This is a genomic window from Dietzia sp. SYD-A1, assembly GCF_015356725.1.
In the GTDB taxonomy this organism is placed as follows: domain Bacteria; phylum Actinomycetota; class Actinomycetes; order Mycobacteriales; family Mycobacteriaceae; genus Dietzia.
This window is the reverse complement of sequence record NZ_JADDKI010000197.1, coordinates 1-14,729: the sequence shown is the minus strand read 5'-3', so window position 1 is coordinate 14,729 and position 14,729 is coordinate 1. Positions and strand designations below refer to the sequence as shown.

Below are 14,729 nucleotides of genomic sequence, written 5' to 3'. Positions count from 1 at the left end.
GTCCGGGGGTGGGCCCCGCCCGCTGCGGGACCGCGCCGAAAGAGGCGGGGGGAGAGACGACCACGAGGCTGTTTCCCGGGACGAACGACGAGCTCCCGTGGAACCGACGGGCGTACCCCTGCCCTCACCGGCGGACCCGGTGCTGTGGCCGCAGCGCGAGGCGCTCAAGGCTGCCCTGCAGTACCCGGGTCTGGCAGGGCCGCTCTTCGACTCGCTCCCGTCGGAGTGCTACACCCATCCCGCCTACTCCAGGCTCGCCGCCGCGGTGTCCGCCGCCGGGGGGTGTGCCTCGGGCAAGAGCGGCGCGAACTGGGTGTCCGAGGTGTCCCGGGGGCTCGAGGACGACGGGCTGCGGCGGCTGGTGGGCCTGATGGCGGTCGAGACGCTCCGGGTGGCGGAGGACGCGCTGCCCCGGTACGTCTCCGGCGTGCTCGCCCGACTGCAGGAGGTGTGGGTGTCCGGTCAGATCGCCGACCTCAAGTCGAAGGTGCAGCGGATGAGTCCGGCGGCGGACCCGGAGGGCTACTCGGCACTGTTCGGTGACCTCGTCGCGCTGGAGGAGTACCGGCGAGGACTGCTCGACCAGGCTGTGGGCGCCACGCCCGACATCGCCTGACCTGGCGATTTGGACCGACGGCCGCGCTCGCACTAAGGTGAGTTCTCGGTGCTCGGCGTGATCGTCGGTCGCCGAGGCAATCCCCCATAGCTCAATTGGCAGAGCATTCGACTGTTAATCGAAGGGTTTCTGGTTCGAGTCCAGATGGGGGAGCAGTCGAAGGCAGGTCAGGAGTGCTCTTCTGACCTGCCTTCTGTGTTTGCGTCGCCGAGCTCTCCAGCGTCACGTTGGGCTCCAATCGGGATGACGAGGTTGGAAGTGGCCTGTCACTCACCGGCTAGGGCGGCGATGCGCGCCAAGATTGCGTCCGCGTGATCGTAGATGTCGTCCAAGGTTGCAAGTGGGTGCAACGTCTCCTGTTTGGCCTCGTCGAACACCCCTATTCTCCAGTTAGAAGAGTTGAAGTGCAGGCGCGCTATCGGTTTGCGATTGTTGTCATCGAATAAGATGGCGCAATACGATTTGGCATCGCGCATATAGATACGTGCCGCCGATACCTTCTGTCGGGCTATAGCCTTGATGATCTGGAACGCCTCGATCTCCTCAGGCGAGGTCTCAACATCATCCTCTGGCTGGACCAGCGTGGGTTCGGGTTGCGCCTGCTCCGTACTCGGGGACTCCATTTCGGTCGGGGTGTGCTCATCTAGGTCTTGGGCGGTGCGAAGGCGGCGGTTGGCCTCATCCCGGATGAACTGTGCGCCAGCTGTGCCAACCACTTCGCGGAAGAACTCGAGTACTTGTGCGGTGAGTCGCCGAGAGGTTACCCGGTTCGCAAAGTAGCGCACCCAGTCATCCGACGGCTCTCGGAATTCAGCCGCCATTGCTTTGCGTACCTCGGCCACGTACTTGAGATGCTCAGCTGAAGCGGCGATCGTCTCGGCATCGAATTTGCTCTTGGTGCACTTCTCCAAGTGAGGGAAGATGCGTTCGTCGATGTTGGCGAGGTCCAATGTCATGAAGGGCTTCTCGTCCATTCGATTTGCTGCGTCAAGCTGTGCGTAGAAGTGGTACACCTCTCCGTTGGTCAGAATCGCAAACTCGGTGTCCGTGACGTTGAAGTAGCGGATCAACTGCGTAGCGTGGTCCAAGCTGAGAGGCGAACCAATAGTCTTGCACTCGATAAGAAACCGGAAGTCCTCGCCGCTCTTGATCGCGTAGTCGACCTTCTCACCCTTCTTCCGTCCGACATCGGCAACGTATTCAGGAATGACCTCCCTCGGGTCGAAGATGTCGTAGCCGAGCACATCTTGGATGAAGGGCGCGATCAATGCGGTCTTGGTGGCCTCTTCTGTTGAAATGTGGGCTTTGAGGTCGCGGACCTTAGCAGCGAGCTGGCGAACGGACTCTTCAATGGTCGGCATCGCGACTCCAAGCCTCGGGATAAGTAAGTCGTTTTAACTTGTAGCAGGTCTCACAGTCTCCCGCTCCTACTCTGAAGATCCGACAGCATGACGGCGCGATCTCAACGTGAAGGCGGCCGCTACGCTGGCGCCCATGACACGCACCGAGGTCACTCTGTCGACCGGCCGCGTCCGCGGCACCGACCTCGGCGACGTCGTCCGCTTCTACGGGATCCCCTACGCCGAGGACCCGGTCGGCGACCTACGCTTCGCCGCCCCGGTCCGACGAGCGCCGTGGGAGGGGGTCCGTGATGCGACCAGGCCCGCCGCCACCGCGCAGAGGCTGAGATTCGACCCCGACCCGGCGATCCCCGAGCCGATCGTCGCGGGGAGCGACATCCTGCACGTTGACGTGTGGGCACCGGCGGAAGGCGGGTCACACCCCGTGCTGGTGTGGATCCACGGAGGCGGCTGGGAATCGGGCTCATCCCACCAGCCCTGGTTCGACGGATCGACCTTCGCGCGCCGCGGGATCGTCGTGGTCTCGGTCGGCTACCGCCTCGGCGTGGAGGGCTTCACCCCGTTTCCCGACGCCCCGGACAACCGGGGGCTGCTCGACTGGGTCGCCGCACTCGAGTGGATCCGGGACGAGATCGCCGCGTTCGGCGGAGACCCCGACCGGGTGACGGTCTCCGGTCAGTCGGCCGGCGGGGGAGCGGTGCTGTGCCTGCTGGGTTCTCCGCCGGCTGCGGGGCTGTTCCACGGGGCGATCGCGGCGTCACCGGCGGTTCTGCGTGCCCCGGCGACACACCCGCCCAAGGGGGTCACCGCGGAGGGGCTGGCCGCCGGGGGGCGCGGCACCGTGGACGAGTTCCACCGGCGCCTGCGGCGGGAGAACCAGTTCACGCTGCCGTTCCGGCCCGTGGTCGGAGGCGAGACGATCCCCGTCCCTCCACTGGAAGCCATCGCGGCAGGGCCCACCACGGGAGTACCGTTGCTCATCGGCTCCACCGCGACGGAGTTCGAGGCCGTCTCGGACAAGCTCCCGGGCCCGGCGCTGGTGCCGGGGGCCGCGTTCATGGCGCTGTCGCAGCAACTCCCGAGGCAGGGGCTCAGGGCGTTGGCCCGGCAGTCCAACGGACGGTCGCTGCGACGTAGCGTGGGCGCGGTCATCGACGCGGCCGCCATCCACTCCACGGTCGCCCGGGCCGCCGAGACGAGACTCGCCGCCGGGGACCCGACCTGGGTGTACGACTTCTGCTGGACCGGGGGAAACGGACCTAGACACTGCGCCGACCTGCCCTTCTTCTGGGCCGTCCCGAACGGCGAGAACGTGGAACGCTATCTCGGTGCGCCGGCGCCGCCGAGCCTGGTCGAGGCGATGCACGACTCCTGGGTCTCCTTCGTCACCACCGGCGACCCGGGCCACCCCGCCTACGACTCGCCCGATCGTGTGGTGATGGCGTGGAACGATCCGCCCGCGCAGGTCCCTGACGGTCTTTCGGCCGTGCGCGCAGTCTGGTGGCCGGAGGCCCGGTGAGAGATCTTGCTACGATTGCGCCGCACGTGCCGGTGGACGTTCCCGGCGCGTGCGGGGGGCTATAGCTCAGTTGGTTAGAGCCGCGGACTCATAATCCGCTGGTCGCGGGTTCGAGCCCCGCTGGCCCCACAGCGTGTACCGCCGGGCCGCGGTCTGACGGTGGCCGCGTGTGGTGCTCGACCCCCAGCCCGCCGGGTGACTATAGGTTTTCCCCATGAATCCGACGGGGACGCATGGCGATACCGCGCGCGGGGTCGGTGCCGTCGTCGTGGCGTCGAGCCTGTTCGGCCTGATCTTCTACCTCTCCGGGGTGATCGACGCCTCGGCCGAGGTGATCTTCGGGTGGCGGATCGTGGTGACCTTCGCCTGCTACAGCCTCGTGTTGATTTTCCCCTCGGGACGCGCGATGGCCCGTGACTCGTGGGCGGCCCTCACGCGGACGTGGTGGTCTCCGCTGGTGTTCGGGCTGCTCTGCGCCCTGGTCGGGGTACAGCTCTGGCTGTTCTCCTGGGCACCGCTGCACGGCCACGCCCTGGATGCGTCGATCGGGTTCCTGCTCCTGCCGCTGGCCCTGGTGATCGGCAGCCGGGTCGTCCTCAAGTCGCGCGTGTCCACCTGGCAGTGGGTGGCTGTGGGGATCGCCGCCGTCGCCGTCGTCGTCAACATCGCGGTGACACCGAGCGTGTCCTGGGTGACGCTCGTGATCTGTACGGGGTACCCGGTCTACTTCGTCGTTCGCCGCCGTGTCGGCATGGACGCGCCGATGGCGTTCGGGTGGGAGGTCGCCGCGCTCACGCCTGTCAGCGGATGGTTGATCTGGTCCGGCACCCAGCATCCGTCCTCGGTCGCGGGCACCGTCGCGCTTCTCTCGGTGGGCCTCGCCGGGGCGGCGGCGATGGCGGCGTACCTCGCCGCGTCGCGGTTGCTCCCGCTTCCCCTGTTCGGGCTCCTCGGGTACCTGGAACCGGTGCTGCTGGTCGCCGTGGCGTTCGCGCTCGGGGAGACGATCCGGGGGGTCGACACCGTCACCTTTGTCCTGCTCGGCCTCGCCCTGGCCCTGCTCGCGGCCGAGGGCTACCGGGCGGACCGACGCCGCCGGTCGAGCGGCATATCACCGTGACCGGGGCGTCTCTCGGCGAGGGATCAGGGCGAGAGATCAGTACGCAAGACCCATACGCAGCGCACCCACCGCCTCCGACAGTGCGGCGCGCGCGAGCGGGGTGGCTCCGACGGCGTTGACGAACGGGTGGACCATCGTGGAGTGCCGACGGAGCGAGACCCTGACGCCGGCGTCGGCCATCTTCCGCGCATACGCCTCGCCCTCGTCGCGTAGCGGATCGAAGCCGCCGGTGGCGACGTGCGCCGGGGGCAGGCCGGAGAAGTCCTCGGCCAGCAGGGGGGAGGCGCGGGGGTCGAGACGGTCGGCGTCCGACCGCAGGTAGGTGTGCTCGTAGAAGTCCATGTTCTTCCCCGTGAGAAAGAACCCCTCGCCGAACAACTCGAACGAGCGGGTCCGCGCCGACATGTTGGTCGCGGGGACGAACAGCAGCTGGAAGTCGGGGGTCTTCTCACCCGCATCGCGGGTCTGCTGACACACCACCGCCGCCAGGTTGCCGCCGGCGCTGTCCCCGCCCACTGCGATTCGCGTGGGGTCCACCCCGAGGGACTCGGCGTTGTCCCGCACATAGCGGAACGAGGCCACGGCGTCCTCGGCTGCAGTGGGGAAGAGGAACTCGGGGGCCAATCGATAGTCCACGCTGAGCACCTTGAGGCCACCCATGCGGGCGATGTACCGGCAGGTCGCATCGTGGGAGTCGATGCTCCCGAGCACCCAACCGCCACCGTGGAAGTACACGAGCATCGGCAGAGGATCATCGCCGTGGACGGGGGAATACAACCGGGCCGGGAGGTCGACCCGGGCGGTGTCGTCGCCTGGACGGCCGGTGTCGGCGAGCGGCAGGACGAGGTCCTTGACGACGGCGAGCTCGATCCGGTTCCCCGAGACGGTGTACGCCGACCGCTCGACGGTCTCGCGCGCCTGCTCGAGCGGCATGTCCTCGTACTCGCCCTCGGACAGCAGGGACATCACGCGGACCCCGGCCTGGAAGTGCGGGTCCAGCACCTGACCATCGATTCGTCGGGGTGCGCCGCCGGCCAGTTGGATCACCGGACCGGGCAGCGAGCCCGAGGCGGTCATGACGGCCTTGGTGAGGCGGTCGGTGATCGAGGGGCGGAAGGTCCTGTGTCCGGACATCGGAGAGAGCATTGCCACATTGTGCCGAGGATGGAGAGGATGGTCGGGAGGATTCGACGAAGGGAATGGTCATGCGTTCAGATTCGGACCCGGTGGTGCACGTCGAGGGCCTGGTCAAGACCTTCGGGGCCACGCGGGCGCTCGACGGCCTGGATCTTCAGGTGCGCCGCGGCGAGGTACACGGTTTCCTGGGACCCAACGGGTCCGGCAAGTCCACCACCATCAGGATCCTGCTGGGCCTCATGCGGTCAGATTCCGGACGCGCGACGCTGTTCGGGCGCGACCCGTGGAGGGACGCGGTCGACCTTCACTCCAGGTTGGCGTACGTCCCGGGGGAGGTGACGCTGTGGCCGCGGCTGACCGGGGGCCAGTGCATCGACATCCTGGGTCGGGCGCTGGGGGGACTGGACCCGGCACGCCGCGCGGAGTTGATCGACCGCTTCCGCCTGGACCCGACCAAACGCACCCGCGACTACTCCAAGGGCAATCGGCAGAAGGTCTCGCTCGTCGCCGCGCTGGCGTCCGGAGCCGAGTTGCTGGTCCTCGACGAGCCCACCTCCGGGCTCGACCCGCTGATGGAGCAGGTGTTCCAGGACTGTGTCCGGGAAGCAGTCGACGGCGGTTCCACCGTGTTGCTCTCCAGCCACATCATGGGCGAGGTCGAAGCGCTGGCCGATCGGGTGAGCATCATTCGCGACGGCCGCACGATCAGCTCGGGCACCCTGGGCGACCTGCGTCGCCACACCACCACCGAGGTCCACGCCGTCACCGACACCGACCCCCGCGCCCTGGAGGCCGTCGACGGGGTCGACGGTCTGCGGTTCGAGTCAGCCGGGGACGGGCGCTTCGACGTCCGTTGCCACGTGCCCGCCCAGCGGCTCGGCGAGGTGACGGGGATCCTGCACGCGGCCGGGATACACACGCTCACCGCCACCCCGCCCAGCCTGGACGACCTCTTCCTCAGCGCCTACTCGGGCGCGGGGGCCGGTGAGGGATCCACAGCCGGACCCGCAACGGGACCCGCGGATGCGGGCACGACCGCTGGCGGTCCACAGTGAGCTCCGCGCTGGCCGGCACCGGCCTGCTGGTGCGGATCGACCTGCGGACGGGGTGGCGGTCCGCGGCCGCGTGGGTCGTCGGGTTGGTCGCGCTGTACCTGGTCACCGGCGTCTCGGTCGCCGCGCTGTACGACACCCCGGAGAAACTCGCCACCTACTCGGCCTCCCTCGGCGAGGCGATGGTGATGCTCAACGGCCGCGTGGCCGGACTCGACACCCTGGGCGGGGTGATGATGAACGAGTACGCGTCCATCGCCTCGTTCGCCATCCCGATCATGGCGATCGCCCTGACCGCCCGGTCCACCCGCCGGGAGGAGGAGACCGGCAGGACGGAACTCCTGCTGTCCGCCAGGACGGGTCGGCTCGCCCCGGTCACGGCAACTCTCGTCGTCGTCGCCGGTGTCTTCCTGCTCCTCGGCGCCGGGATCTGGGCGTCGACCCTGGCCATCCCGGTCGACCGGGCCGGTGCCGCGTTCTATGCGGCCTCTATCGTCGCCACCGGGTGGGTGTACGCCGCGGCCACGGCGGTGCTCGCGCAGGTGGTGGCCCACAACCGCACCGTCTGGGCGGCCGGCCTGACCCTGGCCGGCCTCACGTTGGTCCTGCGAGGCATCGGGGACACCAACGAGAACTGGGTGAGGTGGACATCACCACTGGGGTGGCTCGGTCTGGTGCGTCCGTTCGGTGATCCCTCTGCCCTCCCGCTGGTCGTGGCCGTGGTGGCGGCCGTGGCGCTGTCCGGCACCGCTCTGTGGCTCTCCGGACGCCGCGATCTCGGGGAGGGGTTGGTCCCCGCCCGCACGGGACCTGCCGCGGCCTCGAGGTGGCGGTCATCCGAGCTCGGCGTGGCGGTCCACCAGCACCTCGGCGCACTCATCGGGTGGACCCTCGGGGTCGTGGCGCTCATGACCATGTACGGCGCCCTGATGAACGTCGTCGTCGAGGCGATCGTGTCCAACCCCGCCCTCGCGGGCTTCCTCGTCGAGTCCCCGGCACTCGTCGACTCACTCGTGCAGATGCTCGTGGTGTTCGTCGGTATCCTCGGCGCCGGATTCGCCCTGCAGACCCTCGGCGGATTGCGGGGTGAGGAGACCTCGGGGCGGCTGGAGCTCGAACTCGCGGCCGGCCGCTCCAGGTGGTCGGCGCTCGCGCTGCACACCGCGGTCGTGGCCGTGGGAGCCGCAGTTGTCGTCGCGGCGGGGTCCGCGGCGTTCGGCCTGGCCACTGCCGTCGCCCTCGACGACCCGGATTCGGTGGGTCGGATCGTCGGGGCCGGATCCTGGCAGGTGCCCGCCGCGATGGTGTTCGTCGGCCTGTCGGTCGCCCTGTTCGGACTGGTGCCGCGCGCTCAGGCGCTGGCCTGGGCGGTGTTCGCCGTCTCGGCCGTCGTCACGTTCATGGGACCCACCCTCCGGCTCACCGAGTCTCAGATGCGCCTGTCGCCGTTCGGTGCGGTGGGTCGGGCACCCGTCGGGCCGGTCGACACGGTGGGGGTGATGGTGCTGCTGGTTCTGGCGGTGGCCCTCGTGGGCGCGGGGGTGGTCGGGTTCCGTCGGCGCGACGTGCCGCGGACGTGACCCCGGACGGGGCGGCGGAACTGACACACTGACCCCGCACCTGTAGACGATCCGGCCGGCGGCGGCCCGATCTGCCATCACCCGGGAGGATCACATGTCGGACGAGTTCGATCGAGACCGGTTGCATGCGGCGTTGGCGGTGGTCGAGGACTGGCCGGTGGACAACGTCTCGGCGGCGGTCGTCGGTGCGGAGGGGGCCCTGGCCGTGCGCGGCGACGACACCCGCGTCTATCGGCTCGCCTCGGTGACCAAGCCGATCGTGGCCGTCGCGGCACTGCTCGCGGTCGAGGAGGAGGCGATCTCCCTCGACGAGGCCGCCGGGCCCGAGGGGTCGACCGTACGCCACCTGTTGGCCCACGCCTCGGGCCTGGACTTCAGTGATCGCGACAAGGTCCGCGCCGGGCCGGGGGAGCGGCGCATCTATTCCTCCGCGGGCTTCGAGGTCCTCGCCGACCACATCGCGGAGGCCACCGGGATCGCGTTCCCCGACTACCTCACCGAGGCCGTGTGCCAGCCGCTCGGGATGGGGTCGACGGCTCTCGAGGGATCGGCCGGGCACGGAGCGTCGGCCAGCCTCGCCGACCTGATCTCCTTCGCGACCGAACTCGTCGCCCCGACGCTCCTCGCGCCCGAGACCCTCGAGGAGGCGGTGACCGAGCAGTTCCGCGGCCTCGACGGCGTCGTGCCCGGGTACGGCATGCACAAGCCGTGCCCGTGGGGCCTGGGGTTCGAACTCCGTGACGCCAAGCACCCTCATTGGACGGGCCAGCACAATTCTCCCGGGACCTTCGGGCACTTCGGGCAGTCCGGCACGCTGCTGTGGGTGCAGCCCGAGATCGAGACGGCCCTGGTCGTGCTCACCGACCGTGACTTCGGGGACTGGGCCAAGCCGCTGTGGCCGGAGCTGTCGGACCGCGTGGTGGATGCCGCCACCCGGCGCAGTCGTCCGGAGGATTCACTCGGAGGCTGATCGCCCAGCGTCCCCGACACGCCGCCCGGGACTCACACCGGCGGGATTACGGTGCTGTAACTTTGCTGAGAATGCAGAAGTGTCGCTGGTGTAATTCCATCACTTGAGGCACAGTTGTCTACTACAACCACATACGAATCATCGTTCACACGATTTCGCGAGGTCGTTGGGGAAGACGTCCCTCAGTGAGTCGGGAGTGAAGCGATGTCTGATCTGAACCATTTCGCGGATACGACGACAGGTGTGGTGTTCATCCATGCCGCGCCCACCGCGTTGTGCCCTCACGTCGAGTGGGCTCTCGCGAGCACGCTCGACGCGTCCTCAGCTATGCGGTGGGAGGACCAGCCGGCCCAGCCGGGCGCCCGCAAGGCGATCGTCGACTGGATCGGTCCGGTCGGCACCGGTGCGCGCCTGGCCGAGTCGCTGGCCAAGTGGTCGATGCTGGCCTTCGAGGTCACCGAGGACCCGAGCGACCTCGTCGACGGCGAACGCTTCTCCCACACCCCCGAACTCGGGATGTGGCGCGGCCAGACCGGCGCGAGCGGTGACGTGGTGATCGGCGAGAACCGGCTCCGGCACCTCATGGCCGCCGGTCCCGCCGCCTTCCATTCCGCGGTGGACGCCGAACTCGGGACGGCGTGGGACCGCGCCCTCGAGCCACTCCGTGGGCACCCCGCCGCGGCCGAGGTCACCTGGCTCTCCCGGGTGGGCTGACCGCCGCTCCCGGCTCGCGCGCTGACTCCCGCCCGTACCACGAACGCCCGCACCCTCTCGGGGTGCGGGCGTTTTCGTGCCTCGTGCCTCGTGCCTCGTGCCGAAAGCCTCACACCTGGTGACCCAGGCACCTCGAGCGTGGGGCCGGGCTGGGAGCATCCGCTCGTGCGATTGACGCCCCCGCTTCGCCTGGGACGCGCGCCCGCACCGATGCGCAGGCGCGCGAGCATCCCGAGGGGCGGCAGGCCTCGGAATGCTCGCCACGCGGCCCCCCCGGCCGTGCTGGCGGGAGGACCCCTAGGTCACAGCGGAATGTTCTTGTGCCGGCCCCGCACGTGAGAGGCGGAGTCGAGTGCCTCGGCGAGGCGGCGACGGGTGTCGGTGGGTTCGATGACCTCGTCGACCACGCCGATGGAGACCGCCCGGCCCACGCCGCCCGCGATCGCGGCGTGCTCGTCGGCCAGTCGCTCGTGCAGGGCCTCACGCTCGTCCTCGGGCGCCGCGGCGAGCGTGCGCTTGTGGAGGATGCCCACCGCTGCCTTGGCGCCCATGACCGCGACCTCGGCATCGGGCCACGCGAACACTGCGGAGGCACCGAGGGCGCGCGAGTTCATGGCGATGTAGGCGCCGCCGTAGATCTTGCGGGTGACCAGCGTGACCCGGGCGACGGACGCCTCCGCGAAGGCGTGCAGCAGTTTGGCCCCACGGCGCACGACGCCGTCCCATTCCTGTGACACCCCTGGCAGATAACCCGGGACATCGACGACGACGAGCAGGGGGACGCCGAACGCGTTGCACAGGCGGACGAACCGGGAGGCCTTCTCGGCGGACTCGGAGTTAAGGCAGCCACCCAGGCGGAGCGGGTTGTTGGCGATCACCCCGACCGTGCGGCCTGACATCCTGCCGAAGCCCACCACGATGCTGGGCGCCCACTTTGCCTGGAGCTCCTCGAAGGTCGAGCTCCCGTCCAGCTCGGACGAGTCGAGGATGCCGTGGACGAGGGGACGGACGTCGTAGGCCCGCTTGGGTGAGTCCGGGAGAAGTCCCGCGAGGTCGGTGTGGTCGCCCTCGAGTGCGCGCAGGTCGAATTCTCCCTGGGCGGCGAGCAGGGTGACCAGGCGCCGTGCTCGGTGCAGCGCGTCCTTCTCGTCGGTGGCGGCGATGTGGCACACACCGGACTTGCGGTGGTGGACGTCCTGGCCGCCGAGTCCCTCCATGTCGACCTGTTCCCCGGTGACGGAGCGGACCACGTCGGGGCCGGTGACGAAGATCTTGCCCGCCGGCGCCATGATCACGACGTCCGTGAGGGCGGGGCCGTACGCGGCACCGCCCGCGGCGGGGCCGAGCACGACCGAGATCTGCGGCACGTGACCCGACGCGCGCACCATGGCCTCGAAGACGAGGCCGACCGCGTGGAGCGCCTCGACGCCCTCGGCGAGACGCGCTCCTCCCGAGTGCCACACACCCACGACGGGCAGGTGCTCGTCGATGGCGGTGTCGATCGCGTGGACGATGTGGCGGCAGCCGTCCAGACCCATCGCCCCACCCATGACGGTGGCATCGGTGGCGTAGGCGATCGTGGCTTCGCCGTCTATCAGTCCCCGGGCGGCGAGTGCGCCCGAGGCGTCTGGCTCCGTGAGGAACTCCAGCGATGCAGGATCGAAGAGAGTCTCGAGCCGTGCGACGGGGTCGCGCGGGTCGATCTGTGTGGTCTGGTCCACGGCGCTGGTGATGGTCATCGAATGCAGTCCTTTCCGCGGCGCACCTCCCGGGTGGGAGGGTGCGCTCCTGATGGACCCCCGGACTGGCTGGTGTGGGGGAGGCGAACGATCGGGGACCCCCGTCCCTGATCGCGCCGTCCGCCCGTCACCCCGCATGACGCGGAGTGTTCTGGTGTGTCGGGTCCCGGATATGGGGAGGGGACGCGGGCTCGTCTGGTGCACCGACCGCACCTTCGGCCCTGAACGCGCCCCCGCCCCGTGCTCCGGGACGTGGTGTCAGCTCTGGTCGATCTTCTGGATGTAGTCGACCGCATCCTGCACAGTACGCAACTTGGCGAGATCCTCGTCCGGGATCTCCACCCCGTAGCGGTCCTCCGTCTGCACGGCGATCTCCACCATGGACAGGGAATCGATGTCCAGATCGTCCACGAAGGACTTCTCCGGCGTCACCTCGGAGGGCTCGATCCCGGTGACCTCCTCGACGATCTCCGCAAGTCCGGAGATGATCTCGGCCTCGGTGCGTGCCATGTGGTGTCCTTTCTGGTGGTGTCGTCGCACCCGGCCGGGTGCGACGTGGTCGTCGTGACACGGCCACCGGACCAGGCCGGTGACCGCGGGTTCGTGGGGGTGGTCTAGGCGCCGCTGAGAGCCGGGACGGCGTCGAGCGCGTCCTCGAGGTCCTCGGGCGTGGTCACGCCGTGGCGGGGCACTTCGCGCATCATTCGCTTGGCCAGGCCGACGAGCGCACCGGAGGGCGGGAGCTCGATAAAGGCGTCGACGCCGAGCTTGAGCATGGTCTGCGTGCACAGGTCCCACCGGACGGGATGGGTGATCTGGGAGATCACGCGGTTCAGGGCGTCCCGGCCCGAGGTGACGACCATGCCGTCGGAGTTGGAGAGCAGAGTGAACTCCGGGTCGCGGACCTCGATCGTGTCCGCCAGGGCGCGGAACTCCTCCACGGCCGACCCCATGTGACCGGTGTGGAACGCCCCGGCGACGTCGAGGCGCCGCAGGCGGGCGCGGATCGGGGGGTTCTGTTCGAGAGCATCGCACGCTTCGAGAGGGCCGGCGGCGACGATCTGCCCGGCGCCGTTCCTGTTCGCCGGTTCCAGACCGGCGTTCTCGAGGGCCAGCAGGACGTCGGCCTCCACCCCACCGAGCACGGCGATCATCCCCGTGGGGCGGTCGGCGCACGCCTTCGACATCGCGGCGCCGCGGACCGAAGCCAGGCGGAGTGCGTCGGCCTCGGAGACCACCCCGGCGATCGCGAGCGCCGCGACCTCGCCGATGGAGTGTCCGGAGATGATGGTGTCCGCAGGGACCCGGCCCCGCCGACGGAGCTCCGCGGCGCCGAGCAGCGCGGAGGCGACCACCAACGGTTGGGTGACCGCGGTGTCGGTGATCTCCTGCAGGGTCGCCGTGGTGCCGAGGCGCTCGAGATCGAGTCCACTCGAGGCGGACCACTCATCGAGACGGTCCGACGCACCGGGGAGCTCGAGCCACGGCGCGAGCATTCCGGCTTTCTGGGACCCTTGTCCTGGGGCGGTGAGGCAAAGCACGAGTATCAGACAACACGGGATGCCCTCCGTCGGATGATGTTCTCGCAGCCAGAAACCACGGCGGGATTTTGTGGGGTTCCCACAAAATTCGTGTTGAGGGCGCCGCCATCTGTCGCAGCGACGGTTTCGTTACACGGTGTGACGGGAGTGAATGATTAGCTCTCCTGAGGGCTTCGTTCGGAGAACTTGCCGAGCACGAGGGCGATACGGAGGACAAATGCCTCTCTCGCGTCCAACGGGTCGAACTCAGTGATCTGGCTCACTCGTTTGAGCCGATACCTCACGGTGTTGGGATGGACATACAACTCACGGGCGCACGCCTCGACATGACCGCCCGAGTCCAGATAGGCCCGGAGGGTCTCCTCCAGCGAGGGGTCCGCACCCCTCAGCGGGGACACGATCCGCTCCACGAGCATGCCCGCGGCCCCGCGGTCCCCGCCGAGGACCCGTTCCGGCAACAGGTCGATCGCCGCCACCGGGCGAGGGGCACCGGGCCACCCGGTCGCGGCCGCGGCGCCGGCGATCGCCTCGGCGGCGCTGTCCGGGGCTTCGGCGAGTGAACCGACGGTGTGGCCTACGACCACGGGTGCGTCAGGGGAGAAGGCGTCGAGGACCGAGGCGGGGACGGCGGACGCGGACTCCAGCTCCCCGGAGAGGATGACGACGAGGCGTGCCCCCTGGACCACGGCCAGCGCGTGCCGGCCCGCCGCGACGGCGGCCTTGTGCATGACGGGCACCGACGCCAGCCCCAGGTCTGCTCTGGGTCGACCCACGATCACGGTCGCCGCGGTGGTCGGGTCCCAGTTGAGCGCCGAGGCCCCGGAGGCGAGATCGGCGTGGCGGTCCCCACGGACCACGGCGTCCACCAGCATCGCCTCCATGCGGGTGTCCCAGGCGCCCCGGTTCTCCGCGGCGGCCGCGTAGACCGAGGCGGCCGTGAAGCCGAGCTCGCGCCCGAACTTCAGCACCGCGGCGATCATCAGTCCTCGTTGCCGCTCGTTGTGGGTGATCCGCGGCATCACCAGCTCGAAATATTCACAGGTGGAACGGACGAGTTGCACGGTCTCCTGCAACGACAGGCCCTGACCGAGGCCCTTGGGCAACAGTTTGAACCCGGCGATCGTGTCGGTGTGCGGGGCCTCGGGGTTGCGCATCCAGGTGACGAAGTCACGCACGGCGCTCTGGATGATGAGCTGGATCTCCGCCCGCTGGTCCGCCGAGAGTCCCGCGAAGAACGGCAGGTCCTCCTCCAGGGACCGTACCGCTTCCGTCGAGAGCGTCCCGGAGTACCGGGTGATGCGCTTGAGGAGCGCATCCGAGACCGGTCGCTGATCCGGAGCCCGGGAAGTCCGGCGCCGGGCCGGAGGCGCGGCCGTTGCC

Annotated in this window: 13 protein-coding genes and 2 tRNA genes; 9 read left to right on the top strand and 6 right to left on the bottom strand. The window is 69.2% G+C overall.

Annotated features, from left to right (window positions below; genetic code table 11):
* The first annotated feature begins 97 nt into the window (after positions 1-97).
* Together IY392_RS09070 and IY392_RS09065 are read left to right on the top strand one after the other, a co-directional pair.
* Entirely contained in the window at positions 98-616 is a 519-nt protein-coding gene (locus tag IY392_RS09070) for a hypothetical protein (protein WP_375292905.1), read from the top strand.
* 80 nt (positions 617-696) lie between these two features.
* Positions 697-769 (top strand) — tRNA-Asn (locus tag IY392_RS09065).
* 113 nt (positions 770-882) lie between these two features.
* Here IY392_RS09065 and IY392_RS09060 read toward each other — a convergent pair.
* A complete protein-coding gene (locus IY392_RS09060) occupies positions 883-1,977 on the bottom strand; it encodes a type I restriction enzyme HsdR N-terminal domain-containing protein (protein ID WP_182613316.1) in 1,095 nt (364 codons plus the stop codon).
* Positions 1,978-2,110: 133 nt separating this feature from the next.
* Between IY392_RS09060 and IY392_RS09055 the strand changes: the two genes are divergently transcribed.
* The 3 genes from IY392_RS09055 to rarD all read left to right on the top strand — a co-directional run bounded on the left by IY392_RS09055 (position 2,111) and on the right by rarD (position 4,616).
* Positions 2,111-3,496: a carboxylesterase/lipase family protein gene (locus IY392_RS09055; RefSeq protein ID WP_194861033.1), complete on the top strand. Its 1,386-nt coding sequence runs from the start codon at positions 2,111-2,113 to the stop codon at positions 3,494-3,496.
* Positions 3,497-3,551: 55 nt separating this feature from the next.
* Positions 3,552-3,625 (top strand) — tRNA-Ile (locus IY392_RS09050).
* 85 nt (positions 3,626-3,710) lie between these two features.
* Complete coding sequence (rarD, locus tag IY392_RS09045; protein WP_194861032.1) at positions 3,711-4,616, top strand: EamA family transporter RarD; 906 nt, start codon at positions 3,711-3,713, stop codon at positions 4,614-4,616.
* A gap of 36 nt (positions 4,617-4,652) precedes the next feature.
* Here the strand turns inward: rarD and IY392_RS09040 are convergent, their stop codons facing one another.
* Positions 4,653-5,750 carry an alpha/beta hydrolase gene (locus IY392_RS09040; protein ID WP_194861031.1) on the bottom strand — a complete coding sequence of 366 codons (1,098 nt, stop codon included), beginning with the start codon at positions 5,748-5,750 and terminating at the stop codon, positions 4,653-4,655.
* A 71-nt stretch (positions 5,751-5,821) separates the two neighbouring features.
* Between IY392_RS09040 and IY392_RS09035 the strand changes: the two genes are divergently transcribed.
* From IY392_RS09035 to IY392_RS09020, 4 genes are all read left to right on the top strand, one after another.
* Positions 5,822-6,808: an ABC transporter ATP-binding protein gene (locus tag IY392_RS09035; RefSeq protein ID WP_107758041.1), complete on the top strand. Its 987-nt coding sequence runs from the start codon at positions 5,822-5,824 to the stop codon at positions 6,806-6,808.
* Entirely contained in the window at positions 6,805-8,385 is a 1,581-nt protein-coding gene (locus IY392_RS09030; protein WP_107756146.1) for an ABC transporter permease, read from the top strand. Before IY392_RS09035 ends, IY392_RS09030 begins: the two co-directional genes overlap by 4 nt.
* Positions 8,386-8,479: 94 nt before the next feature.
* Positions 8,480-9,355 (top strand): serine hydrolase, encoded by an 876-nt coding sequence (locus tag IY392_RS09025; protein ID WP_182613184.1) that lies wholly within the window; start codon positions 8,480-8,482, stop codon positions 9,353-9,355.
* A gap of 204 nt (positions 9,356-9,559) precedes the next feature.
* Positions 9,560-10,069 carry a DUF3145 domain-containing protein gene (locus tag IY392_RS09020; RefSeq protein ID WP_107756148.1) on the top strand — a complete coding sequence of 170 codons (510 nt, stop codon included), beginning with the start codon at positions 9,560-9,562 and terminating at the stop codon, positions 10,067-10,069.
* A 302-nt stretch (positions 10,070-10,371) separates the two neighbouring features.
* On the opposite strand, the gene IY392_RS09015 is transcribed toward IY392_RS09020, so the two are convergent.
* From IY392_RS09015 to IY392_RS09000, 4 genes are all read right to left on the bottom strand, one after another.
* Positions 10,372-11,808 carry an acyl-CoA carboxylase subunit beta gene (locus tag IY392_RS09015; RefSeq protein WP_107756149.1) on the bottom strand — a complete coding sequence of 479 codons (1,437 nt, stop codon included), beginning with the start codon at positions 11,806-11,808 and terminating at the stop codon, positions 10,372-10,374.
* A 258-nt stretch (positions 11,809-12,066) separates the two neighbouring features.
* Positions 12,067-12,318 (bottom strand): meromycolate extension acyl carrier protein AcpM, encoded by a 252-nt coding sequence (gene acpM, locus IY392_RS09010; protein ID WP_095719155.1) that lies wholly within the window; start codon positions 12,316-12,318, stop codon positions 12,067-12,069.
* 104 nt (positions 12,319-12,422) lie between these two features.
* A complete protein-coding gene (locus IY392_RS09005; protein WP_194861030.1) occupies positions 12,423-13,349 on the bottom strand; it encodes an ACP S-malonyltransferase in 927 nt (308 codons plus the stop codon).
* A 155-nt stretch (positions 13,350-13,504) separates the two neighbouring features.
* A partial coding sequence (locus IY392_RS09000; protein WP_194861029.1) for a CdaR family transcriptional regulator occupies positions 13,505-14,729 on the bottom strand: 1,225 nt, incomplete at its 5' end.